This is a genomic window from Mesorhizobium sp. CA12, from assembly GCF_020165255.1.
GTDB lineage: Bacteria > Pseudomonadota > Alphaproteobacteria > Rhizobiales > Rhizobiaceae > Mesorhizobium.
The window spans coordinates 109,525-130,653 of sequence record NZ_JAIUHT010000001.1; the positions used below are offsets into that span (position 1 = coordinate 109,525).

Sequence of the window (21,129 nt, forward strand, 5' to 3'; positions counted from 1 at the left end):
GCAGGACTCAGCGCTCGCCAGGGTCGCCGGGTTTTTCCCGGCGATGGCCGGCTACGAATTTCTCGGCCTTCTGCGATGTCAGCCTGTCACGCTCGCGCTCTGTCTTCGAGCGGCCGTTCAGCGCCCGGTTCTCGCCGGCTCGGCGTTCCTTCTCGGTGCGCGCTTTCTGCTTGCGGGCCTGGCGGAGATTGATGACCTCGCCCATGGCGCCGGGCTACTTCTTGCGGAAGGCGTCGAGCGAAACGACGTCGGCGCCCTTGGCGCCGGTCTCGGCGACCGCCTGCTTCTTTTCGGCCTCGGCGGCCTTCTTCTTGGTTTCCGCCTTCTTCTCGGGAACGACGGCGACCGGTTCGGGGGCCGGAGCCGCGGCCTCGTCTTCGGCGCTTTCCGTCTTGACGTCGAATTCGAGCTCGAAATTGACCGACGGATCGTAGAAGCCGCGCACGGCGGAGAAGGGGATTTCGAGCTTTTCCGGCACGTCGGAGAAGGAAAGCCCGACCTCGAAGCCGGCATCCGTCACCTTGAGGTCCCAGTACTGGAACTGGATGACGATGGTCATCTGCTCCGGATAGCGCTCGCGCAGCCTGGACGAAATGCGCACGCCCGGCGCGCCGGTCAGGAAGGTGATGAAGAAATGATGATTTCCCGGGAGGCCGGTGCGCGCGACCTCGGCCAGGACCTTGCGCATGACACCGCGCAGAGCCTCCTGGGCCAGAATGTCGTAGCGGATGTGGTCGTCGGCCATCTGATGGTCGGGTTCCGTTGAATCGTCCGCATAGCTGTAATCAAGCTTGAGCGCGGCGTAAACCGCATATAGGCGCAAAGCCGTGAGGCCAAGAGGGGTGCCGGCGATTTGATGGCTCAGGCGTGAGCGAGCGCAGCCTGCTTGGCGGCTGGCGATTTCCTTCTGGCGAAGGCGCCGAGAAAGGTCCGCACGCCGTTCGTGGCCGAGCGCAGCACCTCTTCCTCGGTGGGCACGCCGCCCAGCATGAAAGTGATCTGAAGCTCGGCGTTGACGAGGGCGAAGAACTGACGCGCCGCGACGTCGGGGTCGCCGATCGACAGGTGGCCGGCGAAGGCAAGCCGGGCAAAGCGCGCGGCAAGCGCCGACCAGGTACGGCCCGGGCCTTGCTCGCGCCATTCGGCAAACAGTTCCGGATAACGCTCGCCTTCGGCCTGGATCAGCTTGCGCAGGAAACGGCCGTCGCGGTTGCAGATGCAGTTGCGATTCATGCGCACGGCGAAGGCGATCAGGTCGGCTTCCAGGTCCGTGGGCTGATCGGGAAAGCTGGCGATGGTGGCGAAGATGCCGGCATTGCAGCGCTCCGTCAGGTCGCGTACGACCGCGACGAACAGCTTTTCCTTGTCGCCATGGTGGTTGTAGACGGTCTGCCGTGAAACACCGGCCTCGGCCGCGATCAGGTCGATATTGGCGCCGGCATAGCCTTCGCGGCAGAAAACGGAAGCGGCGGCGTCAACCACCGACACGCGCTTGGCCTCGTGGCTGCGTGGCGGGAAAGTGTCAGGAGAAACGCCGTGCTTCATGAAAAATCTATATAGCGGTGATTGACGAATGGACAAGCCTGTCTAAATTTGTGGACACAATAAAGGAAGCCCGCGCGGAAGGGGCGAAGAAATTCGCCCTTGGACGTAGGATTTCCGCGGGATGGAACGTCCTGGGTTCAGACGCCGGCATTTTGCGGCGGCAACCAGATCCGAAAGAGCCTTATCATGAGTCCCAAATTCCTCCGCATCGCGGTCGTGCTCGGCTTGTTGTCCGCGATCGGCCCATTTGCGATCGATATGTATCTTCCCGCGCTGCCTTCGATCGGCCAGGACCTGCATGCCGGCACCGCCGCTGTGCAGATGAGCCTTCTGATCTTCTTCCTGTCGATGGGTTTTGGGCAGATCGTCGTCGGCCCGATCTCCGACATGGTCGGCCGCAAGGCGCCGCTTTACGCTGGCCTCGCGCTGTTCATGGTCGGCGGCGTCGGCTCGGCGATGGCGCCGAGCATCGAGTGGCTGATCGCCTTCCGCTTTCTGCAAGGTCTCGGCGCCAGCGCCGGCATGGCGGTGCCGCGCGCCATCGTGCGCGACCTGCACACCGGCAACGAGGCCGCCAAGCTGATGTCGCTCTTGATGCTGGTGTTCTCGGTGTCGCCGATCCTGGCGCCGCTGACCGGCAGCCAGATCATCGAGAGCTTCGGCTGGCGCGCCGTGTTCTGGACGGTGACGGGCGCGGCCGCTTTGGCCACCATCCTGCTTGCCACCTCGCTCAAGGAGACGCGGCCCGTCGAAGAGCGCGCCGGCTCATCCTTCGGCACGGCGCTTGCCGGCTACCGCTACCTGATGGGCGACCGCAACTTCCTTGGCCTCGTGGCGATTGCGGGCTTCGGCATTGCGAGCTTCTTCGTCTATCTGTCGAGCTCGTCCTTCATCCTGATCGACCATTACGGCCTGTCGCCGTCGGTCTACAGCGTCTTCTTCTCGATCAACGCGGTCGCCTTCATCGGCATGTCGCAGCTGACCGGGTTGCTGGCTGACCGCTTCGGGTTGAAGCGCGTCGTCTGGGTGGCGGTCACCGGCTATGCCACGGTGATGGTGGCGCTGTTCGCGATCATGGCCTCCGGCGTCGACCGGCTCGACGTGATGGCCGCGCTGCTTTTTGTCGGCTACGGTTTCCTCGGCCTCGTCATCCCCACCACCTCGGTGCTGGCGATGGAAGAGCATGGCGAGATCGCCGGCACGGCCTCGGCGCTGATGGGCACGCTGCACTTCGCCATCGGCGCGCTGGCGATGGGCGTCGCCGGCATCTTCTTCGACGGCACGCCGTTGCCGATGGTGGCCGGCATCGCGCTGTGCGCCGTGATCTCCTTCACTCTGGCCAAGCTGACGCTCGGCCGCGCGCGCGAAGCGGTCGAAGCGCCGGCGGAGTAGGACAGCCGTTGAGAAGATAGAAAAGGCCGGGTCGATCCCGGCCTTTTTCATGTTCCTGGCGAAGCTGTTTGATCGAGGACGAAGCGCACCCGTTCATCGACCGCAGCGGGAGGCAACGGCACCAGATCGTAGCCGAGCTCCGCATACACGCCCGTCACCGAACGGAATGTGCGCTCGGGTTCGTCGAGCGTTTGCCGGCGCTCCTCGTCCTGAGTGAAAATCTCCGGCCATGGCGGGGCGACGAAGACGTGGCGCGCGTAGCGGAATTTTTCAGCCGCGCTCGTGATGTGGTCCGGCACCGGCAGGCCGCAGAGCCTGAGGTAGCCGATCATGTCGGGCGCGCCGCGGTCGAAGAACACCCGGCCAGGTTCGTTATGCGCGGCATGCCAGGAGCGCAGCTCCCAAGACAGCATCAGCTCGGCAAAGAGCGAGCGCTCCTGCCAGGGAAGGGCAGGGCCGCCGATGGCCATCTGGTCGCGGATGATGCCGCGCCCGGCTTCGGGCGCGGTCGCGAAGCCTTGGGCCCGCAGCGCCTCGATCAGCGTGGTCTTGCCGGAGCCGGGGCCGCCGGTCAGCACGAAAAATCGATCGGTATCGTCTTGCATCGCCTATCCATGGATGATGGGCGGCAAGGCTGTGCCCGCGCATCAGGCGCCGGACGAGCCTTGGCCGTTCGGTTGATTGGGGAGAAGCAAGGAGGGGGAAGGTGGAGGTTTCTGTTGCCAGGTACCTCCGAACCCCGCCTAGAAGTGCGAACCCCTAGGGCTTGATTTGAAGCGTTCGCGCCGCATTAAGCAGCGAGACGAGCTTCCGCATAGTTGTCGTTGGCAACTATAAGTTTAGCCCGATAACGGTGGTACAATGCCGGGCAAAAGTACGATCTTTACACCTTCGTCGATCCTATTTCGCCCCCAGCAAAAGCCGCTCCGTCAGCCAGAGCGGTTTTTGGTGGAGGCGCCGGGTACCGCCCCCGGGTCCGAACGGCTTATTTCATCGCCTGTTTATCGCCATAGTCGGTCAAGCCGACGAACCGTATATAGGGAGCGGCGAAGGAAAAATAAAGGCCAAAACCGGCGCTTAACCGGTTGTGCCAAACGGCAGCCAGGGTTGACTTGCGCGCCTACTCAATCAAATCTCGCTGCCGGTGAGGAGTCTCTGACCTAGCGCACAGGTTGCGCGGCGCGCCACAAGCCTCATCGATCGGATCCGTGGCGCCGACGAGGGGAAGTTTGATGGCCGACTATCTTGCGGATGTGAAGAAATATGATGCCGGCGCCAGCGCCGACGCGGTCGATAAGATCGTCAAGCATCTGGGCATTGCGCTCAGGAACCGCGATTCCTCGCTGGTGTCCTGCACCGACCCGAAGGAACTCGATCGCGTGCGGGAGAACTGGATCGGCAAGAAGCTCGGCATCGCCGATGCCGCAAAGGCGAATGCCTCGATCGAGAAGACCTGCAAGGCGATGCAGGCCGACAACACCAAGAGCCGCGTGACCTTCTATTATCTGGTTGCGAAGGATCTCGGCAAACTCGGCTCTCTGTAGGACCTTTTGATAATTCTACTCTGGCGGCCGACTAGCGCGGTTTTCTGCGCTTCCGGTGCTCACGTACTTTAAGTACGCTCCGCTCCGGTTCTCGAAAACCACGCTATTCGACTCGCCAGAGCGAATTCTGAAAAGGTCCTGCCGCCTCGCGTAGGGAAGGATTTCAGACAGACGTGGCGTCGGCGCGCACATTCGCTATGATTATATGTCACTCGAATCGAGGCAGAGCCGATGCGCCAATATCTCGACCTGTTGAAGCATGTGCTGGAGAATGGCATCGACCGTGGCGACCGTACCGGGACAGGCACGCGCTCGGTGTTCGGCTACCAGATGCGCTTCGACCTTTCGCGCGGCTTTCCGGTCACGACCACCAAGAAGCTGCATCTGAAGTCGATCATCCACGAGCTTCTGTGGTTTCTGGCCGGCGATACCAATATCAAGTATCTCAACGACAATGGCGTTACCATCTGGGACGAATGGGCGGACGAGAACGGCGACCTCGGACCGGTCTACGGCAAGCAATGGCGCTCATGGCCGGACGGGCGTGGCGGCGAGATCGACCAGATTGCGGGCCTTTTGAAGGAGATACGCCGGAATCCCAACTCGCGCCGGCTGATCGTATCGGCCTGGAACCCGGCCGAAGTCGAGGCGATGGCGCTGCCGCCCTGCCACTGCCTGTTCCAGTTCTATGTTTCGGAAGGCCGGCTCTCGTGCCAGCTTTACCAGCGCTCGGGCGATATTTTCCTCGGCGTGCCGTTCAACATCGCCTCCTATGCCTTGCTCACCCTCATGGTGGCGCAGGTCACCGGGCTGAAGCCCGGCGACTTCGTTCACACGCTGGGCGATGCGCATCTTTATTCGAACCATTTCGAGCAGGCGCGGGAGCAACTGCGGCGCACGCCCAAGGCTCTGCCGACGATGTGGATCAATCCGGAAGTGAAGGACCTCTTCGCCTTCCGCTTCGAGGATTTCCGCCTCGAGAACTATTTCGCGGACGCGAATATCAAGGCGCCTATCGCGGTATGAGCCAGTTTTCGGCCTGGTCGATGCCGACCATGACGTCCGAGGCCTTGATCACCGCATAGCCCCCTGCTTGCCCTTCTCGAGCGCGAGGTCGGCGACCGCTTGGTGATTGACACGGTGACTGACGCGTCGCCGCCGATGTCGATCTGACATGCGAAGCGGTGGCTTCCGTTGCCGATCTCGGTCACCTTACCCTTGAGGTGTTGCAGGCGCTGATCTTCATGCGTCTCTCCTTGAGCTTCGCCCTTCCGTTTTGCATTCACCGTAGGCTGAGATCGCGCCGGCGCACAATGCCGCGACAGGTGAAAAGCCTTCCCTTGTTATGTTCATACGGATATATCGGTCCAAGGCCTTTGGCGGCACGGATTTGAAACCAGGGAGAGACTTCATGACGGGCAAGGGTTTCGGGTTGAAGACGATCGCCATTGGCGGTCTGGCGGCAATGCTGATGACGGCGGTGCCGGCGGCCCATGCCGACGACAAGGTCGTCGTGTTTGCCGCGGCCAGCCTCAAAGAAGCGCTCGACGCGGTCAACAAGGCCTGCGAGCCGGAAGTCGGCGAAGCAGCGACCATTTCCTACGCGGCGAGCTCGGCGCTCGCCAAGCAGATCGAAGGCGGCGCGCCGGCCGACATCTTCGTCTCGGCCGACCTCGACTGGATGAAATATCTCTCCGACAAGAAGCTGACCAAGCCTGATACCGAAGTGAAGCTGCTCGGCAACCAGATCGTGCTGGTGGCGCCGAAGGATTCCGCGGTCGAGACCAGGGTCGAGAAGGGCTTCGACCTCGCCAGGCTGATCGGCGACGGCAGGCTTGCCATGGGCGATTTCAAGGCCGTGCCGGCCGGCAAATACGGCAAGGCGGCGCTGGAATCGCTGGGCGTCTGGTCGTCCGTCGAGGGCAAGATCGCGCAGGCCGAGAATGTGCGTGCAGCTCTCAAGCTGGTGTCGACGGGCGAGGCGGCTCTGGGCATCGTCTATGCCACCGACGCGCATGCCGAAAAGGGCGTCAAGATCGTCGGCACCTTCCCGGAAGATTCGCATCCGCCGATCATCTATCCGATTGCCCAGACCGCCGATTCGAAGGACAAGGATGCGGCGGCCTTCCTAAAGTGCGTCGAGTCGGCCAAGGCCGCCGACCTGTTCAAGGAGCAGGGCTTCACGGTGCTCGCACCGAGCAACTGAGAAAGACCGCGCAAACACAATCATGAACTGGCTGCTGGACCTCACTCCCGACGAATGGAATGCGGTGCGGCTGTCGATCAAGGTGGCGACGGTGGCGATGATCGCCAGCTTGCCGCCGGGCATCCTGATCGCGCTCCTGCTCGCGCGGGGGCGTTTCTGGGGCAAGACGCTGCTCAACGGGCTAGTGCATCTGCCTCTGATCCTGCCGCCGGTGGTGACCGGCTATCTGCTCTTGCTCACCTTCGGCCGGCGCGGCCCGGCCGGCGCCTTCCTTGCCGAGCATTTCGGCATCATCTTCTCGTTCCGCTGGACAGGCGCGGCACTGGCCTGCGGGGTCATGGGCTTTCCGCTGATGGTGCGGGCTATCCGGCTCTCGATCGAGGCTGTCGACCGCAGAATCGAAGCGGCGGCCGGCACGCTTGGCGCCAATCCGCTCTGGGTGTTCGCCACCATCACGCTGCCGCTGATCCTGCCCGGCCTGATCGCAGGCGCGATCCTTTCCTTCGCCAAGGCGATGGGCGAATTCGGCGCCACCATCACCTTCGTCTCCAACATCCCCAACGAAACGCAGACGCTGCCCTCGGCGATCTACACCTTCACACAGGTGCCGGGTGGCGATGAAGGCGCGCTCAGGCTGACGCTGATCTCGATCGTCATCTCGATGGTCGCGCTCATCGCCTCGGAAGTGCTGGCGCGGCGCGTCGGCCGGCGGATGGACATCGAATGACGCTCTCGGTCGACATCAGCCATCGCCTCGGCGATTTCGCCGTGGAAGTCCGTTTCGAGTGCGCCGGCCGGCTGACGGCGCTGTTCGGGCCGTCGGGTTCGGGCAAGTCGACGCTGATCAACCTGATCGCCGGCCTGATCCGTCCGGACAAGGGGCGTATCTCGGTCGACGGCAATGTGCTGGTCGACACCGCCGCGCGGATCTTCGTGCCCATGCACAAGCGGCGCATCGGCATGGTGTTCCAGGATGCGCGGCTGTTCCCGCATATGAGCGTCGCCGGCAATCTGCGCTACGGTCGCTGGTTCACGCCGGCGTCCGAACGCTACGCCAAGATGGATGCGGTGGTCGACCTGCTCGGCATCGGTCACCTGCTCGACCGTCGGCCGGCGAAACTGTCGGGCGGCGAAAAGCAGCGTGTCGCGATCGGCCGCGCGCTGCTTGCCAGCCCGAAACTGCTTCTGATGGACGAGCCGCTCGCATCGCTCGACGAAGCGCGCAAGGCCGAGATCCTGCCCTATATCGAACGGCTGCGCGACGAGACGAAGATCCCGATCGTCTATGTCAGCCATTCCGTCGCCGAGGTGGCGCGGCTCGCGAGCGACGTGGTGGTGCTTTCGCAGGGCAAGGTTGCGGCCGCGGGGCCGACCGAGGCGATCATGCGGCGGCTCGACCTGTTGCCGGCGGAGGAGCGCGGCGAGGGCGGTGCGGTGCTCGACACCAAGGTGCTGCGTCACGACGAGGTCTTCGGCATGACGGTGCTTGCCTCGCAGGCCGGCGAAATCCGCGTGCCGAAACTGGAACGGGCGGCGGGCGCTCCGGTGCGCATTCGCATCCGGGCCCGCGACGTGATGGTCGCCACCGAGAAACCCGCCGGCCTCAGCGCGCTCAATATCCTGTCGGGAACGATCCTCGGCATGAAGCCGGGCGAGGGGCCCGAGGTCGAGATCGGCATCGATTGCCATGGCGCGGTTGTGATCGCGCGGATCACCGAGCAATCGCGGCAGGCGCTTGGCCTCAAGCTGGGAAGCCAGGTCTTCGCGGTCATCAAGACGGTGAGCTTCGATCGCGCAAACACCGGCGCCGGCCTGCCTGCCGAAGTCGGCGTTTGAGGATCTCGATCATGTCGCTATGTATATTTGGAATAGCGCGTCCTTCCCATAGGGACTATTGTCGTGCGGTGGAATCCGAGGAGATGAAATGCCGTCGCTCAGCCTGCGGATAAATCTCGACCCCGATGGCCGGATCGGCCCGGGCAAGATCGAATTGCTGGAGCAGATCGCCGCCTTCGGCTCGATCTCGGCTGCGGCGCGCGGCATGGAGATGTCCTACAAGCATGCCTGGGATCTGGTCGAGGACATGAACCGCGTGTTCGGCAAGCCGCTGGTCGCGGCGCAGACCGGCGGCCGCAAGGGCGGCGGCGCGCAATTGACATCGGCGGGTTTGGCGGTCGTCAGCCGGTTTCGCGCCATAGAGCGCGCCGCTTCATCGGCCGCCGCCGTCCATATGCAGGCTCTGCAGGCGGAGATCGATGCTGGATGAGGCAGTAGGCAGTAGGCAGTAGGCAGTAGGACAAGATGTCTTGGATGCTTGAAAACCGAGGCCTCCAATTGCCCATTATTCTACTGCTATTCCCTACTGCCTAATTCCCTGATTTCCTCAGCAGATAAATGTCCATGATCCAGCCCTTCTTTCGTCTGGCGTCTTCACGAACCCTTTCGATTTCGGCACCGACGTCGCCCAGGCGTCCGGAGATGACGATCTCGTCGGGCGTGCCGAGATAGGCGCCCCACTGGATAAGGACGTCCTTGTCGGCAAGCGTGTTGAAGGCGCATTTGCCGTCGAGCATGACGACGGTGGAGCCGGCATTGGCTGGCAGTCCTTCTTCGGTTAACCGGCGACCGGTCGTCACCAGGATCGAATCGCCGATGCGGTTGAGCGCGGTCGCGTGGGCGGCGGCCAGCGCCTGGATCGCGGTGATGCCGGGGATGACCTCGAGCTCGAAACCGACATTGCCTCTCAGGCGCACGCGCTCGAGGATGCGCAGCGCGCTGTCATAGAGCGACGGATCGCCCCAGATCAGGAACGCGCCGCAGCCATCTTCGGCAAGCTCGTCGCGGATCAGAGCCTCATAGATCTCGGCGATCGCTTCGTGCCAGTCGTCGACTGTCACACGATAGGACGATGTCGGTTCGGCCCGAACCGGCACATCGAACGCGACCCGGCGCGATTTCGGATTGGTGACGAAGCGGTCGCAGATCTGCCGGCGCAGATCGGCAAGATCGTTCTTCTTCGCTCCCTTGTCGGGAATGAACAGCGCGTCGGCGCGGTTCAGGCCGTCGATGGCCTGTACCGTCATGTGGTCGGGATTGCCGGCGCCGATGCCGATGACGAGAAGCTTGCGCATGGCGATCTCCTGCCCGATCGGCGACGCGGTGTCCAGAAGTACCCGTATCCGGTGACGAAGGGCTTTGAAACGCTATCTTGAAACGGGTAGATGGAAGAGCGCATCCGGCTGATCCGGGTATCGCGGCACAGAGGAGGGGGTCCATGTTACGCACCGTAACGACCGCAGCGCTTGTAATAACGGCCGCTCCGGCCTTCGCCAATGATTCCGTCGCCGAGCTCGGCACAGGCGGGCTGATCCTGTCGCGCAGCGACGCCGTCGCCATGCAGAGCGAGGACCTTTTCATCTCGCCGGAGAAGGTGACGGTCGACTATGTCTTCCGCAACAACACCGACAAGGATGTCAGCTCCATCGTCGCGTTCCCGATGCCCGACATCGAGGGCGATCCGAACGAGATGCCGGCAATCCCGGAGGCTCAGAGCGATAATTTCCTCGGCTTCGAGGTGACGATCGACGGCGTCGATGCGAAGCCGCAGCTGGAGCAAAAGGCGCTGGCGCTCGGCATCGACATCACCGCTGACCTCAAGGCGCAGAACGTGCCGCTCTATCCATTCGGCGGCGCCGCCAAGGCGGCGCTGGCGAAGCTGCCCAAGGATATCGCCAAGGACTGGGAAGATCGCGGCATCATCATCGAAGATACCGCCGATGACGGCTCGGGCATGCAAACCACCTTTGCGCCGTTCTGGCAGCTGCGCTCGACTTACTGGTGGCGCTCGACCTTCCCAGCCAACAAGGAGGTTCATGTCTCGCACCGCTACAAGCCCAGCGTCGGGGGCACCTCCTCGGTCAGCTTTTTCTATGATGGGCAGTTCCAGGGCCAGTATGCGGCCTACAAGACCCGCTATTGCATGGATCAGACGTTCGAGAACGCGGTGCGCAAGGCGGCCAAGGCAAATCCGGACGGTTATCCGAAATATTACGAGAGCCGCATCGCCTATATCCTGACCACCGGCGGCAACTGGGCGGCCGGGACGATTGGCAATTTCAAGCTCACTATCGACAAGGGCAGCCCAAAAAACCTCGTCTCCTTTTGCGGCGACAATGTCAAAAAGGTCGGGCCGACGACGTTCGAGGTCACCGCGAAGGATTTTTATCCCGAGCACGATATCGACATCCTTCTGCTTGAGCCGTCGGACAATGGCGGGAACGGCGGCTGATGGACATCGCGATCTATGTCGCCATCGCCGAAAACGGCGTGATCGGCCGCGAAGGCGGCCTGCCGTGGCGGCTTTCCACCGATCTCAAGCGCTTCAAGGCCGACACGATGGGCAAGCCGATCATCATGGGCCGCAAGACCTATGAAGGCATCGGCCGGCCGCTGCCCGGCCGGCTCAATATCGTGGTGACGCGCGACAAGGCCTGGCGTGCCGAGGGCATCGAGGTGGCCCATTCGCTGGATGACGCGATCGCGCTGGCCAGGGTGCGCGGCCGCTGCATGGCGGGAGCGGAGGAGATCTGCGTGGTCGGTGGTGGCGAGATCTATGCCCAGGCCTTACCGCTTGCCGACCGGCTGCATGTGACCCATGTGCTGGCCAGCGTCGATGGCGATGCGCATTTCCCGCCGATCGATCCAAGCATCTGGCAGGTCGTCAGCGCCGAGGATTTTCCTGCCGGCGAGAAAGACAGCCACGCCACGCGTTACACCGTTTACGAGCGCCGGCGCGACGATCGTTGACGACGACAAAGGGTCGCTACCCGTCCAAATCGCACGGGGACGATGGCACATCGCGTTGAAAGCGGGTCAAGGCGTCCCTATAGAAGAACGGTGTTGCAGCGGCGCGCGTCCAACCGGACGCGCAACAGGCCGCCGTAATACTTTGATTTTGGGGCATGATTCCTTTTCGAAAACCGATATGGGTTTTCGTGGTCATGCGCTAGGATTGCGCCGCAAGGCCTGAGGGAACCGAAGCGAAAGGACATTCATGCCCTGGAACGACAAGAGCGGTGGCGGCGGCCCATGGGGCGGCGGCGGCAATCAGGGGCCCTGGGGGCAGGGACCGAAAGGGCCAAGCGGCCCGCAGGGTTCGCCCCCCGATCTTGAGGACATCATCCGCCGCGGCCAGGACAGGCTGCGACGCGCGCTTCCGGGCGGCGGCGGCGCGAGCCCGGCCGTGCTCGGGTTGATCGCGGTGGCGCTCATCGTCCTGTGGGCCTTCAAGGCGATCTACACCGTGCAGCCCGACGAGGTTGCGGTCGAACTGCGCTTCGGCCAGCCGAAGTCCGAGCTTTCGCAGCCGGGCCTGCATTTCCACTGGTGGCCGATCGAAACGGTCGAGACCGCCAAGATCTCCGAGCAGCTCGTCAGCATCGGCGGCGGGTCGAGCAGCGGTTCCGGGCTGATGCTCTCCGGCGATCAGAACATCGTCAACGTGCAGTTCTCGGTCGCCTACCAGGTCTCCGATCCCAAAGCCTATCTGTTCGATGTTTCAGATCCCGACGGCATGCTGACCCAGGTCGCCGAGAGCGCCATGCGCGAAGTCGTCGGCCGGCGGCCGGCGCAGGACATCTTCCGCGATGACCGCCAGGGTATCGCAACCGGGGTGCGCGAGATCATCCAGGGCACGCTCGACGGCTACAAGACCGGTCTCCAGGTCAACGCAGTCTCGATCGAGGACGCAGCGCCCCCGCGCGAGGTGGCCGATGCGTTCGACGAGGTGCAGCGCGCCGAGCAGGACGAGGACAAGTTCGTCGAGCAGGCCAACCAGTATTCCAACCAGAAGCTCGGCCAGGCGCGCGGCCAGGCGGCTCAGGTCCGCGAGGACGCCGCCGCCTACAAGAACCGCGTGGTCCAGGAGGCGGAAGGCGAGGCGCAGCGCTTCATCTCCGTCTACAACGAATATGCCAAGGCGCCCGACGTCACGCGCAAGCGCCTCTACCTCGAAACCATGGAGAAGATCCTGAAGGACTCCAACAAGGTCGTCGTCGAGCAGGGGAACGGTCAGGGCGTGCTGCCTTACCTGCCGCTGCCGGCTTTGCAGCCGAAAGCGCAGCCGGCGCCGGCCCCGCTGAGCGGCGTCACGACGGGAGGCAACCAGTGATGGCCAACCGTCTTCCCATCATCGCCGTCATCGCGGCTGTCCTTCTGTTCCTGCTCTACTCCGCGGTGTTCGTCGTCAATGCCGGCCAGCAGGCGATCGTGCTCAGGTTCGGCGAGATCATCGACGTCAAGAACGAGCCCGGCATCTACTTCAAGGCGCCGTTCGCCTTCTTCGATGCCGACAGCGTGCAGATGGTCGAGAAGCGGGTGATGCGCTTCGACCTCGACAACATCCGCGTCCAGGTCTCGGGCGGCAAGTTCTACGAGGTCGACGCCTTCATCGCCTATCGCATCTCGGATCCGCGCACGTTCCGCGCGGCGGTGTCCGGTCAGGTTGAACTGGCCGAGGCACGGCTGCGGACACGTCTCGATGCGGCGCTTCGCCGTGTCTACGGCCTGCGCGACTTCGAGGCCGCGCTTTCGGAGGAACGCGGCGTCATGATGCGCGAGGTGCGCGATCAGCTTCGCCCCGACGCGACCTCGCTCGGCCTCGACATCGAGGATGTGCGCATCCGCCGGACCGACCTGACGGCGGAGGTCTCGCAGCAGACCTATGACCGCATGAAGGCCGAGCGCCTGGCGGAAGCCGAGCGTCTGAGGGCGCGCGGCAACGAGGCCGCGCAACGCATCAGGGCGCGGGCCGACCGCGAGGTTGTCGAGATCGTCGCCGAGGCGCAGAAGGAATCGGAAATCCTGCGCGGTGAAGGCGAGGCGCAGCGCAGCGCGACCTTCGCGGACGCCTATAAGCGCGATCCGGCCTTCTTCGATTTCTATCGCTCGATGAATGCCTACGGCACGGCGCTGGACAGCACCGGAACGACGATGGTGCTCTCGCCCGAATCCGAGTTCTTCCGCTACTTCCGCGATCCGGGCAGCAAGCCTCAGCCCGGGCAGCCGGCCGCGCCCGCGACGCCTGCCGCACCGGCCGCGCAACCCAGCACCGCCCAGTAGCGGCGGTGCAGGACTTTGTCGCGGCGATCGGGCTGGTCCTGGTGATAGAGGGCCTGGTCTATGGCGGGTTTCCGGGCCTTGCCCGGAAACTGGCGAGCGAAATGCAGTCGATGCCCGAGAACGCGCTGCGGTTCGGAGGATTGGCGGCAATCGCGGTTGGCGTCGCCATTGTGTGGCTGGTTCGCGGCTGATGAAATTCATTGGTGCCGCGGCGACGGACGATTTATCCTGAGAAGACTGGCATAGCCGCAAACGTGCCGTATTTCTTGCCAACATGAGCCGAACAGGGCGTCTTTGCGGAAAACGCCTGCCCTTTTCAGACACACCGGGAGGCCACGATGATATCCGACACCCTGTTGCGCGCGGCGCGGCGCATGGTCTTCGCCGGCGCCACCGCATTCGCGGTCGGCATTGTTGCCGTCCCGTCCTTCGTCACGCCGACGATCGCCTCCGACGGGCCGCCCTCGGTCGCCGATCTCGCCGAGCGCCTGCTTGGCGCGGTGGTCAACATCTCGACCTCACAGACGGTGAAAGGCACGGAAGGGCCGGGCGCGGTGCCGATGCCGCAGCTGCCCGAGGGCTCGCCGTTCCAGGACTTCTTCGACGATTTCTTCAAGAACCGTGGCGGCGACAAGGGCGGCGCCGGGCAGAAGGTGCAGTCGCTCGGCTCCGGCTTCGTCGTCGACGCCGAGCAGGGTATTGTGGTGACCAACAACCACGTCATCGCCGATGCCGACGATATCGAGGTCAATTTCTCCGACGGCGTCACGCTGAAGGCGACGCTCGTCGGCACCGACACCAAGACCGATGTCGCGGTGCTGAAGGTCGACCCCAAGGGGCACAAGCTGACGGCGGTGAAATTCGGCGATTCCACCAAGATGCGCGTCGGCGACTGGGTGATGGCGATTGGCAATCCGTTCGGCCTGGGCGGCACGGTGACGGTCGGCATCGTCTCGGCGCGCAACCGCGACATCAATTCCGGCCCCTATGACGACTTCATCCAGACCGACGCCGCCATCAACCGCGGCAATTCCGGCGGCCCGCTGTTCAATGCCGAGGGCGAGGTCATCGGCATCAATACGGCAATCATCTCGCCGTCGGGTGGCTCGATCGGCATCGGTTTTTCCATCCCTTCGCAGCTTGCCGCCGGCGTCGTCGATCAGCTTCGCCAATATGGCGAGACGCGGCGCGGCTGGCTTGGCGTGCGCATCCAGCCGGTGACGGCGGACATCGCCGAAAGCCTCGGCATGGCGACCGCCAAGGGCGCGCTGGTGGCCGGCGTCATCAAGGGCGGGCCGGTCGACAACGGGTCGGTGCAGGCCGGCGATGTCATCATCAAGTTCGACGGCAAGGATATCCATGAAATGCGCGACCTGCCGCGTGTCGTCGCCGAAAGCCCGGTCGGCAAGGCGGTCGACGTCGTCATCGTGCGCAAGGGCGTCGAGCAGACCGTCAAGGTGACGCTCGGACGGCTGGAGGACGGCGAGAAGCTGGCCAGCGGCGAGAACGGCAACACCGACCAGGACAAGGGCGACAAGGCGACGCCTCCGGTGTCGACGGCCTCGGTGCTTGGCATGACGGTCGGCGAGCTCAACGACCAGACACGGCAGAAGTTCGGCATCGCGGCCGATGTGTCCGGCGTGGTCATCACCGACGTCGCCAAGAATTCGGCGGCGGCCGAGCGCGGCATCCAGCCCGGCGAGGTGATCACCGAGATCGCGCAGGAATCGGTCGGCACGCCGAAGGACGTGATGGACCGGATCGGCGCGCTGAAGGAGCAGGGCCGCAAGAACGCGCTCTTGATGCTGGCGTCGAAGACCGGCGAACTGCGCTTCGTAACGATCCGGATGGATTGAGTCCGGAACGTCCGGTAACCGATTGATGTTTCAATGAACAGGGCGGCTAGCGAGCCGCCCTTTTTCGTGCCTGCCAGTCGCGGCGCGACAGCCTGTAGAGGACATGCCGCTTGAGATGCGGGTGGGTGTCCGGCACGGCGGGGTGGTCGAAATCGGCACCAGGATCGGCTCGCATGCCGAGGCGCTTCATCACGGCGATGGAGCGATAGTTTTTGGCGACGGCGAAGGAGACGATCTCCTCCAGCCTCAGTGTTTCGAAGCCATAGGCGAGCCAGGCTTCAGCCGCTTCGGTGACATAGCCCTTGCCCCAGAATTCCGGCGCCAGCCGCCAGCCGATCTCGATCGTGCCGTCGGGTAGCGATGGCACATCATTCGTATCCAGGAGACCGACGAAGCCGATGCATTCGCCGGTGGCCGCTATCTCGGCGGCGGCGAAGCCGTAGCCGTCCTCCTCGATCCAGCCGCGGAATTCGTCCATCATGGCGTCGGCGGTCGCACGGTCGCGGCGGAACGGGAAGAATTCCATCACGCGCTCGTCGGAGTTGATGCGGTGGAAAAGCGCGCGGTCGCGCTCTTCCCAGTTGCGCAGGATCAGGCGCTCGGTGCGGATCGGCTTCATTCTGAAAACTCATCCCGGCGATAGCCCTGGAGATAGAGCAGCGCGGTCAGATCGCCGTGATCGATGCGGATGCGGGCCTGCTCGGCCACAACCGGCTTGGCGTGAAGCGCGATGCCAGTGCCGGCAAGACGGATCATATCGAGGTCGTTGGCGCCGTCCCCAACCGCAATCGCGTCCTCGGTGGTCAGTCCGAGCCTCTTCGCGATATCGAGCAGCGCTTCGGCCTTGGCGGCGCGGCCGAGGATCGGCTCGGCCACCATGCCGGTGAACGTGCCGTCTTTCTCGATCAGGCGGTTGGCGCGGTTTTCCTGGAAGCCCAGCATGGCGGCGATGCGGCTGGTGAAGACGTCGAAGCCGCCGGAGACCAGCGCCGTCCAGGCGCCATTGGCGCGCATCGTTTGCACCAGCGCGCGGCCGCCGGCGGCGAGCGTCAGCCGATTGGCGATAATGCGGTCGACCACGGCTGTGTCGAGGCCTTTCAGCAAGGCGACGCGCTCGCGCAAGGCGGGCTCGAAGGCGATCTCGCCATTCATCGAGCGCGCGGTGATCGCCGCCACATGATCCTTGACGCCGATCTCGTCGGCAAGCTCGTCGATGCATTCCTGGTCGATCATGGTCGAATCCATATCGGCGAGCAGGATCTTCTTGCGCCTGCCTTCGGCCGGTTGGACGATGACGTCGACCGGCTCGGAAGCCAGCGCCGCGCGCAGATTGGCGGTCATTTCGCCGATATCCGGCGTCTGTGGCAAAACGAGATCGCAGGCGACGTCCTCGGCCAGCCAATGAACGGCGCTTGCGCCGGCGGCCCGCAAGGCCATATTCGCAAGCGAGGCCGGCACGGCGCGGGCTTCTGGACGGGACACTAAAGTGGCGATCAGCGGCATCGAAGATTCCGGCAGGCAGGCGGGCGAAGGCCGCATCAAGAACGCGATCCTGATAGCCGGGCCGACAGCCAGCGGCAAGTCGGCGCTGGCGCTCGATCTCGCCGAACGCAATGGCGGGGTCATCGTCAACACCGATTCCATGCAGGGCTATTCGGTGCTCGATGTCCTGACGGCGCGGCCGAGCGCCGCCGAAATGGCACGTGTTCCGCATTTCCTTTACGGCCATGTCCATCCCGCCACCGCCTATTCCACCGGCGCCTGGCTGCGCGACGTGACAAGGCTGATCGACGACGGCGTGCTGTCTGGCCGTCCGGTCGTTTTCGCCGGCGGCACCGGGCTCTATTTCCGTGCGCTGGCCGAAGGCATCTCGGATATGCCGGACATTCCGGCGTCCGTCCGCGAGCGCTGGCGCTACGAGCTCAAGGAGCAAGGGGCCGAAAGGCTGCATCGCCTGCTGATGCACGAGGATTCGGCTATGGCCATGCAACTCAGGCCGACCGACGGCCAGCGTATCGTGCGGGCGCTCGAAGTGCTCGACGCCTCCGGGCGCTCGATCCTCGAATGGCAGGCGGTGCGCGGCCGGCCGCTGATCGATCGCGAGAGCGCGCGCTTCCTGGTCATCGAGCCGGACCGCGAGCAACTGGTTCGGCGCATCGACGCGCGATTCGACCAGATGCTCGACAAGGGCGCTCTCGACGAAGTGCGTCGACTCACCGCGCTCGGCCTCGACCCGGACCTGCCGGCGATGAAAGCGATCGGCGTGCGGGAGCTGCAGGCGGCGATGGCCGGACAATCGGGTTTTCCCGAAGCCATTGAGCGCGCCAAGATCGCGACCCGGCAATATGCCAAGCGCCAGTCGACATGGTTCAGGCATCAGCTGGGCGCGGAGTGGCGCAGGCTGCGGCCGGGCGACGAACCGGCTGTTCAGGGCTGACTAAAAGCTTTTTCAATCAGCGCCTTAAAATCGCCGGGTCCAATTCTCGCCAGGGTTGTTCGGATTAACGGTCCGTAAGGTCGGCCATGCCATAACCTTTGGGGCTACAGCGCCGCGGGGAGTTGATGCGTTTCCATAAGGCGGAATCCGCATTTTTCGTCTTTATTTTTGTGATCCTGGCCGCGGGCCTGGTGACCTTCCATGCCTCTGGCCAGTTGCAGGACATCGCCGCCGACCTCGATGCCGCATCGCGCGTCGACAGAATCGTCTATCTCAACAAACTTCTGTTCGTCACCGGGGCGCTGCTGGCAACCGCGCTGTTCTTCGGCACCTTCTTCATCTACCCGCTGATCCGCGGCCAGGTGCGGGAAGAGGGCAAGCTCAGGGCCATGACAGTTTCGCTCAGCGCCCGCTCGCAGACGCTCGAGCAGGCGGCGCTCACCGACAGTCTCACCGGAATGCAGAACCGCCGCTATTTCGATGATGCGCTGCGCGAATATCTCCACGAGTTTCGCCGCATCGACAGGCCGGTCGGGCTGATGATCCTCGATCTCGACCATTTCAAGCAGGTCAACGATACGCATGGCCATGACGTCGGCGACGAGGTGCTGAGGGCCGTCGCCACCTGCCTGCGGGGCATGACGCGCTATCACGACGTGGTGGCGCGGCTGGGCGGCGAGGAGTTTGCCGTCGTCACCCCCAACATGGATGTCGAATTGCTGGCCAGGTTCGCCGAGCGCATCCGCAAGGCGGTCGCCAACATGTCGATCATGTCGGGCAATGTGCGGCTGAAGGTCACCACCAGCGTCGGCCTTGCCGTCTGGGACCACAAGGAGAGCGCGGAGGACTTCTACCGCCGCGCCGACCGCCAGCTCTATGAGGCGAAGAAGCAGGGCCGCAACCGCGTCTGCGCCTAAAATTCCGACATGAATTCATGAGGCCGGTCAACTGACGCGCCTTTCTCGACTTCCGGTGCTCACGGACTACATGTCCGCTCCGCTCCGGCTTCTCGAAAGCCACGTCATTCGATCCGGCCTGATGAATTCCTGTTCGGAATTTGGCTGTGCTTGCGAAGTTGGTCGTTCAATCGTTGAGCTGGCGCATGCCGAAGGTCGAGGGCCTCAGGCCGTAGCGCGTGTCGAAGTCGTCGTCCGGCTGCACGCGCGCGGCGGTGGCCGGCTTTTTGTAGTCCGGGTCGCCGGCCTGGCGGGAGGAATCCACAGCCTCGGCGAAGGCCATGGCCTGCTGCGGCTTCGGCACGTTGCGCAGCCGCTCGACGATCATGGCGAGATCAACGTCGTTGCCGTCCACGGAGGGATCGATCTTCTCGCCCTTCGCGGTGCCCGGGATGAACTCCTGCGGCAGCTTCTCGAACTTCAGCCGCATGGTGGTCGCCACGCCTTCGCCGAAGGCGATGGCTTCGCGCTGCCCCATCGAGGACAGGAACGCCAGGGTCGAGGCCGAGGAATCGGCGATCGCCGAGCGGATGATGGCCTGGTCCTGCTCGTTGGCAAGCCGCATGGCGAAGAAGGTCGAGCACTGCGACAGGATGGTCGGGTCGAGCTCGCCCGGACGCTGAGTGACGACGCCGAGATAGCAGCCATATTTGCGGCCTTCCTTGGCGATGCGCGACAGCGCATGTCTTGTCGGCGCGAAGCCGAGACGCGGATCGGCCGGCATGTAGCGATGGGCTTCCTCGCAAAGCAGCAGCAGCTTCAGCCGGCCCTCGCTCCACAGCGCCAGGTCGAAGGCCAGGCGTGCCAGCACCGAGCAGACCGAGTTGACGACTTCCGAAGGCATGCCCGCCATCTCGAAGCAGGTGACCGGTCGACCATGGTTGGGGACGCGGAAAATGTTGCCGATCGTTTCGTGGATGGTGTCCTCGATCAGCCGCGAATTGAACATGAAGCGGTAGCGCGGATCGGCTGCCGCCGATTCGATGCGCGTTTTCAGCGACTTCAAGGTCGGGCGATCGTTCTTGCTTTCGAGCATGCCCATGCGCTCGTCGATCTGCTTGATGAGATCAGCGACGCGGTAGGGCACCGGCGTGTCCGCCGTCAGCGCGTCGCTGCCGCGCCTGACATAGGTGCCGGAATTCGGGTTGCGGTAAAGGTTCTTGGCGGCGGGGATCAGGTCGCGCAGGACATCCACTTCCTCGGGCACCGTCTCGCGGCCGCGAAACAGCACTTCGGCGAACTCCTCCAGCCTGAACATCCAGAACGGCAGGTCGAGCGTCTTGGAATCGACCTTCACGCAATATTCCGGCAGCGAGGCGGCGAACTCGTTATGCGGGTCGAGGATGAGCACGCGCAGATCCGGACGCGCTTCGATCGTCTTGCGCAACAGCAGCGAGACAGCTGTCGACTTGCCGACACCGGTGGTGCCCACGATGGCGAAATGACGCGCCAGCGTGTCGTCGATGGCGATATTGGCATCGATCGATTCATCCTGCGACAGGGTACCGATGGTCACTGAATGGCGCCCGGCCAGATCGTAGACCGCCTGCAGGTCGCGGGTTCGGATGCGGTGAGCAATGGCACCGATATGCGGGTAGGTGGTGATGCCACGGTCGAACACCGGCTTGGCGCCGGGCTCGACGCCGTCGCGAACCTCGCCGACCAGTTCGACGCTGACTTCGATCGGATTCTGCCCTTCGTGGTTCCAGGCGCGATCCGATTTACCAATCGCATAGACAAGGCCGACCGTTCGTGTCGAACCGAGATTGATGGAGATCATCTTACCGACCGTCCAAAGGCCGCTGATCGCGCCTTCGGTATCTTCGGCATGGGCACTGATGGTGGCGCGCGCGCCATCGCATTGCACGACATTGCCCAGAATCCGCTTGTCGTTCTGCTGGATGTTGCGGCGCTCCTGCGAAGTCGGTTCGCCAACGGAGCCTTCGCGTTCGACAAACATGGCTGACCTGATCCCATTCCCTGGAGCCTCGACCCTACCCAATCGGGGTTAAAGTCAGGTGAGGTCGGATGGTGTAGGCGGCGTTAAGCCTAGCGCGACAATTCGATCGACTGG

General features: G+C 63.8%; 23 protein-coding genes and 1 other RNA gene. 15 read left to right on the plus strand and 9 right to left on the minus strand.

Annotated features, from left to right (window positions below; all coding sequences use genetic code 11):
- Window positions 1–7 precede the first annotated feature (7 nt).
- The 3 genes from LB520_RS00485 to LB520_RS00495 form a co-directional block, all read right to left on the minus strand.
- A complete protein-coding gene (locus tag LB520_RS00485; RefSeq protein WP_224636028.1) occupies window positions 8–205 on the minus strand; it encodes a DUF4169 family protein in 198 nt (65 codons plus the stop codon).
- A gap of 9 nt (window positions 206–214) precedes the next feature.
- Window positions 215–745, minus strand: coding sequence for an SspB family protein (locus LB520_RS00490; protein ID WP_140839804.1), 531 nt, complete (start codon window positions 743–745; stop codon window positions 215–217).
- A 116-nt stretch (window positions 746–861) separates the two neighbouring features.
- Window positions 862–1,545 (minus strand): TetR/AcrR family transcriptional regulator, encoded by a 684-nt coding sequence (locus LB520_RS00495; protein ID WP_095764764.1) that lies wholly within the window; start codon window positions 1,543–1,545, stop codon window positions 862–864.
- Window positions 1,546–1,731: 186 nt separating this feature from the next.
- Between LB520_RS00495 and LB520_RS00500 the strand changes: the two genes are divergently transcribed.
- Window positions 1,732–2,937: a multidrug effflux MFS transporter gene (locus LB520_RS00500; protein ID WP_224522824.1), complete on the plus strand. Its 1,206-nt coding sequence runs from the start codon at window positions 1,732–1,734 to the stop codon at window positions 2,935–2,937.
- Window positions 2,938–2,984: 47 nt separating this feature from the next.
- Here the strand turns inward: LB520_RS00500 and LB520_RS00505 are convergent, their stop codons facing one another.
- On the minus strand, window positions 2,985–3,542 hold the full coding sequence (locus tag LB520_RS00505) for an AAA family ATPase (RefSeq protein ID WP_224636029.1): 558 nt from the start codon (window positions 3,540–3,542) through the stop codon (window positions 2,985–2,987).
- 100 nt (window positions 3,543–3,642) lie between these two features.
- Window positions 3,643–4,003: a transfer-messenger RNA gene (gene ssrA / locus LB520_RS00510) on the minus strand.
- Between the two features lie 166 nt (window positions 4,004–4,169).
- On the opposite strand from ssrA, the gene LB520_RS00515 reads away from it, so the two are divergent.
- The 6 genes from LB520_RS00515 to LB520_RS00540 all read left to right on the plus strand — a co-directional run bounded on the left by LB520_RS00515 (window position 4,170) and on the right by LB520_RS00540 (window position 8,953).
- Window positions 4,170–4,481, plus strand: coding sequence for a DUF2853 family protein (locus tag LB520_RS00515; RefSeq protein WP_042644091.1), 312 nt, complete (start codon window positions 4,170–4,172; stop codon window positions 4,479–4,481).
- A gap of 231 nt (window positions 4,482–4,712) precedes the next feature.
- Window positions 4,713–5,507, plus strand: coding sequence for a thymidylate synthase (locus LB520_RS00520; protein WP_224636030.1), 795 nt, complete (start codon window positions 4,713–4,715; stop codon window positions 5,505–5,507).
- 385 nt (window positions 5,508–5,892) lie between these two features.
- Entirely contained in the window at window positions 5,893–6,687 is a 795-nt protein-coding gene (gene modA / locus LB520_RS00525; protein ID WP_224636031.1) for a molybdate ABC transporter substrate-binding protein, read from the plus strand.
- A gap of 22 nt (window positions 6,688–6,709) precedes the next feature.
- A complete protein-coding gene (modB, locus tag LB520_RS00530) occupies window positions 6,710–7,414 on the plus strand; it encodes a molybdate ABC transporter permease subunit (RefSeq protein WP_224636032.1) in 705 nt (234 codons plus the stop codon).
- Window positions 7,411–8,523, plus strand: coding sequence for a molybdenum ABC transporter ATP-binding protein (gene modC / locus LB520_RS00535; RefSeq protein ID WP_224636033.1), 1,113 nt, complete (start codon window positions 7,411–7,413; stop codon window positions 8,521–8,523). The genes modB and modC overlap by 4 nt, the downstream gene beginning before the upstream one ends.
- Before the next feature lie 88 nt (window positions 8,524–8,611).
- Window positions 8,612–8,953: a winged helix-turn-helix domain-containing protein gene (locus LB520_RS00540; protein WP_140839820.1), complete on the plus strand. Its 342-nt coding sequence runs from the start codon at window positions 8,612–8,614 to the stop codon at window positions 8,951–8,953.
- A 100-nt stretch (window positions 8,954–9,053) separates the two neighbouring features.
- On the opposite strand, the gene cobF is transcribed toward LB520_RS00540, so the two are convergent.
- Complete coding sequence (gene cobF, locus LB520_RS00545; protein ID WP_224636034.1) at window positions 9,054–9,818, minus strand: precorrin-6A synthase (deacetylating); 765 nt, start codon at window positions 9,816–9,818, stop codon at window positions 9,054–9,056.
- A gap of 143 nt (window positions 9,819–9,961) precedes the next feature.
- Between cobF and LB520_RS00550 the strand changes: the two genes are divergently transcribed.
- The 6 genes from LB520_RS00550 to LB520_RS00575 all read left to right on the plus strand — a co-directional run bounded on the left by LB520_RS00550 (window position 9,962) and on the right by LB520_RS00575 (window position 15,662).
- Window positions 9,962–10,975, plus strand: a complete 1,014-nt coding sequence (locus LB520_RS00550; protein WP_224636035.1) for a DUF4424 domain-containing protein — start codon at window positions 9,962–9,964, stop codon at window positions 10,973–10,975.
- Complete coding sequence (locus LB520_RS00555) at window positions 10,975–11,493, plus strand: dihydrofolate reductase (RefSeq protein ID WP_224636037.1); 519 nt, start codon at window positions 10,975–10,977, stop codon at window positions 11,491–11,493. The genes LB520_RS00550 and LB520_RS00555 overlap by 1 nt, the downstream gene beginning before the upstream one ends.
- 247 nt (window positions 11,494–11,740) lie before the next feature.
- The gene (gene hflK, locus LB520_RS00560) at window positions 11,741–12,856 is read left to right on the plus strand and encodes an FtsH protease activity modulator HflK (RefSeq protein ID WP_140839826.1); all 1,116 of its coding nucleotides are present in this window, start codon (window positions 11,741–11,743) and stop codon (window positions 12,854–12,856) included.
- Window positions 12,856–13,806, plus strand: coding sequence for a protease modulator HflC (gene hflC, locus LB520_RS00565; RefSeq protein ID WP_224522814.1), 951 nt, complete (start codon window positions 12,856–12,858; stop codon window positions 13,804–13,806). Before hflK ends, hflC begins: the two co-directional genes overlap by 1 nt.
- Before the next feature lie 5 nt (window positions 13,807–13,811).
- A complete protein-coding gene (locus tag LB520_RS00570) occupies window positions 13,812–13,997 on the plus strand; it encodes a DUF2065 domain-containing protein (RefSeq protein WP_095764777.1) in 186 nt (61 codons plus the stop codon).
- Between the two features lie 147 nt (window positions 13,998–14,144).
- Entirely contained in the window at window positions 14,145–15,662 is a 1,518-nt protein-coding gene (locus tag LB520_RS00575; RefSeq protein ID WP_224626145.1) for a DegQ family serine endoprotease, read from the plus strand.
- Window positions 15,663–15,708: 46 nt separating this feature from the next.
- Here LB520_RS00575 and LB520_RS00580 read toward each other — a convergent pair whose 3' ends face one another.
- Both LB520_RS00580 and serB read right to left on the minus strand, forming a co-directional pair.
- On the minus strand, window positions 15,709–16,281 hold the full coding sequence (locus tag LB520_RS00580; RefSeq protein ID WP_224636038.1) for a GNAT family N-acetyltransferase: 573 nt from the start codon (window positions 16,279–16,281) through the stop codon (window positions 15,709–15,711).
- The gene (gene serB, locus LB520_RS00585; protein WP_224636039.1) at window positions 16,278–17,165 is read right to left on the minus strand and encodes a phosphoserine phosphatase SerB; all 888 of its coding nucleotides are present in this window, start codon (window positions 17,163–17,165) and stop codon (window positions 16,278–16,280) included. Before serB ends, LB520_RS00580 begins: the two co-directional genes overlap by 4 nt.
- Between serB and miaA the strand changes: the two genes are divergently transcribed.
- Both miaA and LB520_RS00595 read left to right on the plus strand, forming a co-directional pair.
- Window positions 17,155–18,099, plus strand: a complete 945-nt coding sequence (gene miaA, locus LB520_RS00590; protein ID WP_224636522.1) for a tRNA (adenosine(37)-N6)-dimethylallyltransferase MiaA — start codon at window positions 17,155–17,157, stop codon at window positions 18,097–18,099. The genes serB and miaA overlap by 11 nt on opposite strands.
- A 125-nt stretch (window positions 18,100–18,224) precedes the next feature.
- On the plus strand, window positions 18,225–19,016 hold the full coding sequence (locus LB520_RS00595) for a GGDEF domain-containing protein (RefSeq protein WP_224636040.1): 792 nt from the start codon (window positions 18,225–18,227) through the stop codon (window positions 19,014–19,016).
- 166 nt (window positions 19,017–19,182) lie between these two features.
- Here the strand turns inward: LB520_RS00595 and LB520_RS00600 are convergent, their stop codons facing one another.
- Entirely contained in the window at window positions 19,183–21,015 is a 1,833-nt protein-coding gene (locus tag LB520_RS00600; protein ID WP_224636041.1) for an ATP-binding protein, read from the minus strand.
- Between the last annotated feature and the right edge of the window lie 114 nt (window positions 21,016–21,129).

Bases quoted from the DNA above. Each gene is read 5' to 3' on its own strand.
- LB520_RS00575 (WP_224626145.1), top strand. From the start codon at position 14,145: ATGATATCCGACACCCTGTTGCGCGCGGCGCGGCGCATGGTCTTCGCC.
- LB520_RS00485 (WP_224636028.1), bottom strand. From the start codon at position 205: ATGGGCGAGGTCATCAATCTCCGCCAGGCCCGCAAGCAGAAAGCGCGC.
- LB520_RS00500 (WP_224522824.1), top strand. From the start codon at position 1,732: ATGAGTCCCAAATTCCTCCGCATCGCGGTCGTGCTCGGCTTGTTGTCC.
- cobF (WP_224636034.1), bottom strand. From the start codon at position 9,818: ATGCGCAAGCTTCTCGTCATCGGCATCGGCGCCGGCAATCCCGACCAC.
- LB520_RS00515 (WP_042644091.1), top strand. From the start codon at position 4,170: ATGGCCGACTATCTTGCGGATGTGAAGAAATATGATGCCGGCGCCAGC.
- LB520_RS00595 (WP_224636040.1), top strand. From the start codon at position 18,225: ATGCGTTTCCATAAGGCGGAATCCGCATTTTTCGTCTTTATTTTTGTG.
- LB520_RS00495 (WP_095764764.1), bottom strand. From the start codon at position 1,545: ATGAAGCACGGCGTTTCTCCTGACACTTTCCCGCCACGCAGCCACGAG.
- LB520_RS00555 (WP_224636037.1), top strand. From the start codon at position 10,975: ATGGACATCGCGATCTATGTCGCCATCGCCGAAAACGGCGTGATCGGC.
- modB (WP_224636032.1), top strand. From the start codon at position 6,710: ATGAACTGGCTGCTGGACCTCACTCCCGACGAATGGAATGCGGTGCGG.
- modC (WP_224636033.1), top strand. From the start codon at position 7,411: ATGACGCTCTCGGTCGACATCAGCCATCGCCTCGGCGATTTCGCCGTG.
- LB520_RS00580 (WP_224636038.1), bottom strand. From the start codon at position 16,281: ATGAAGCCGATCCGCACCGAGCGCCTGATCCTGCGCAACTGGGAAGAG.
- modA (WP_224636031.1), top strand. From the start codon at position 5,893: ATGACGGGCAAGGGTTTCGGGTTGAAGACGATCGCCATTGGCGGTCTG.
- LB520_RS00540 (WP_140839820.1), top strand. From the start codon at position 8,612: ATGCCGTCGCTCAGCCTGCGGATAAATCTCGACCCCGATGGCCGGATC.
- serB (WP_224636039.1), bottom strand. From the start codon at position 17,165: ATGCCGCTGATCGCCACTTTAGTGTCCCGTCCAGAAGCCCGCGCCGTG.
- hflK (WP_140839826.1), top strand. From the start codon at position 11,741: ATGCCCTGGAACGACAAGAGCGGTGGCGGCGGCCCATGGGGCGGCGGC.
- LB520_RS00550 (WP_224636035.1), top strand. From the start codon at position 9,962: ATGTTACGCACCGTAACGACCGCAGCGCTTGTAATAACGGCCGCTCCG.
- LB520_RS00490 (WP_140839804.1), bottom strand. From the start codon at position 745: ATGGCCGACGACCACATCCGCTACGACATTCTGGCCCAGGAGGCTCTG.
- LB520_RS00600 (WP_224636041.1), bottom strand. From the start codon at position 21,015: ATGTTTGTCGAACGCGAAGGCTCCGTTGGCGAACCGACTTCGCAGGAG.
- LB520_RS00505 (WP_224636029.1), bottom strand. From the start codon at position 3,542: ATGCAAGACGATACCGATCGATTTTTCGTGCTGACCGGCGGCCCCGGC.
- LB520_RS00520 (WP_224636030.1), top strand. From the start codon at position 4,713: ATGCGCCAATATCTCGACCTGTTGAAGCATGTGCTGGAGAATGGCATC.
- hflC (WP_224522814.1), top strand. From the start codon at position 12,856: ATGGCCAACCGTCTTCCCATCATCGCCGTCATCGCGGCTGTCCTTCTG.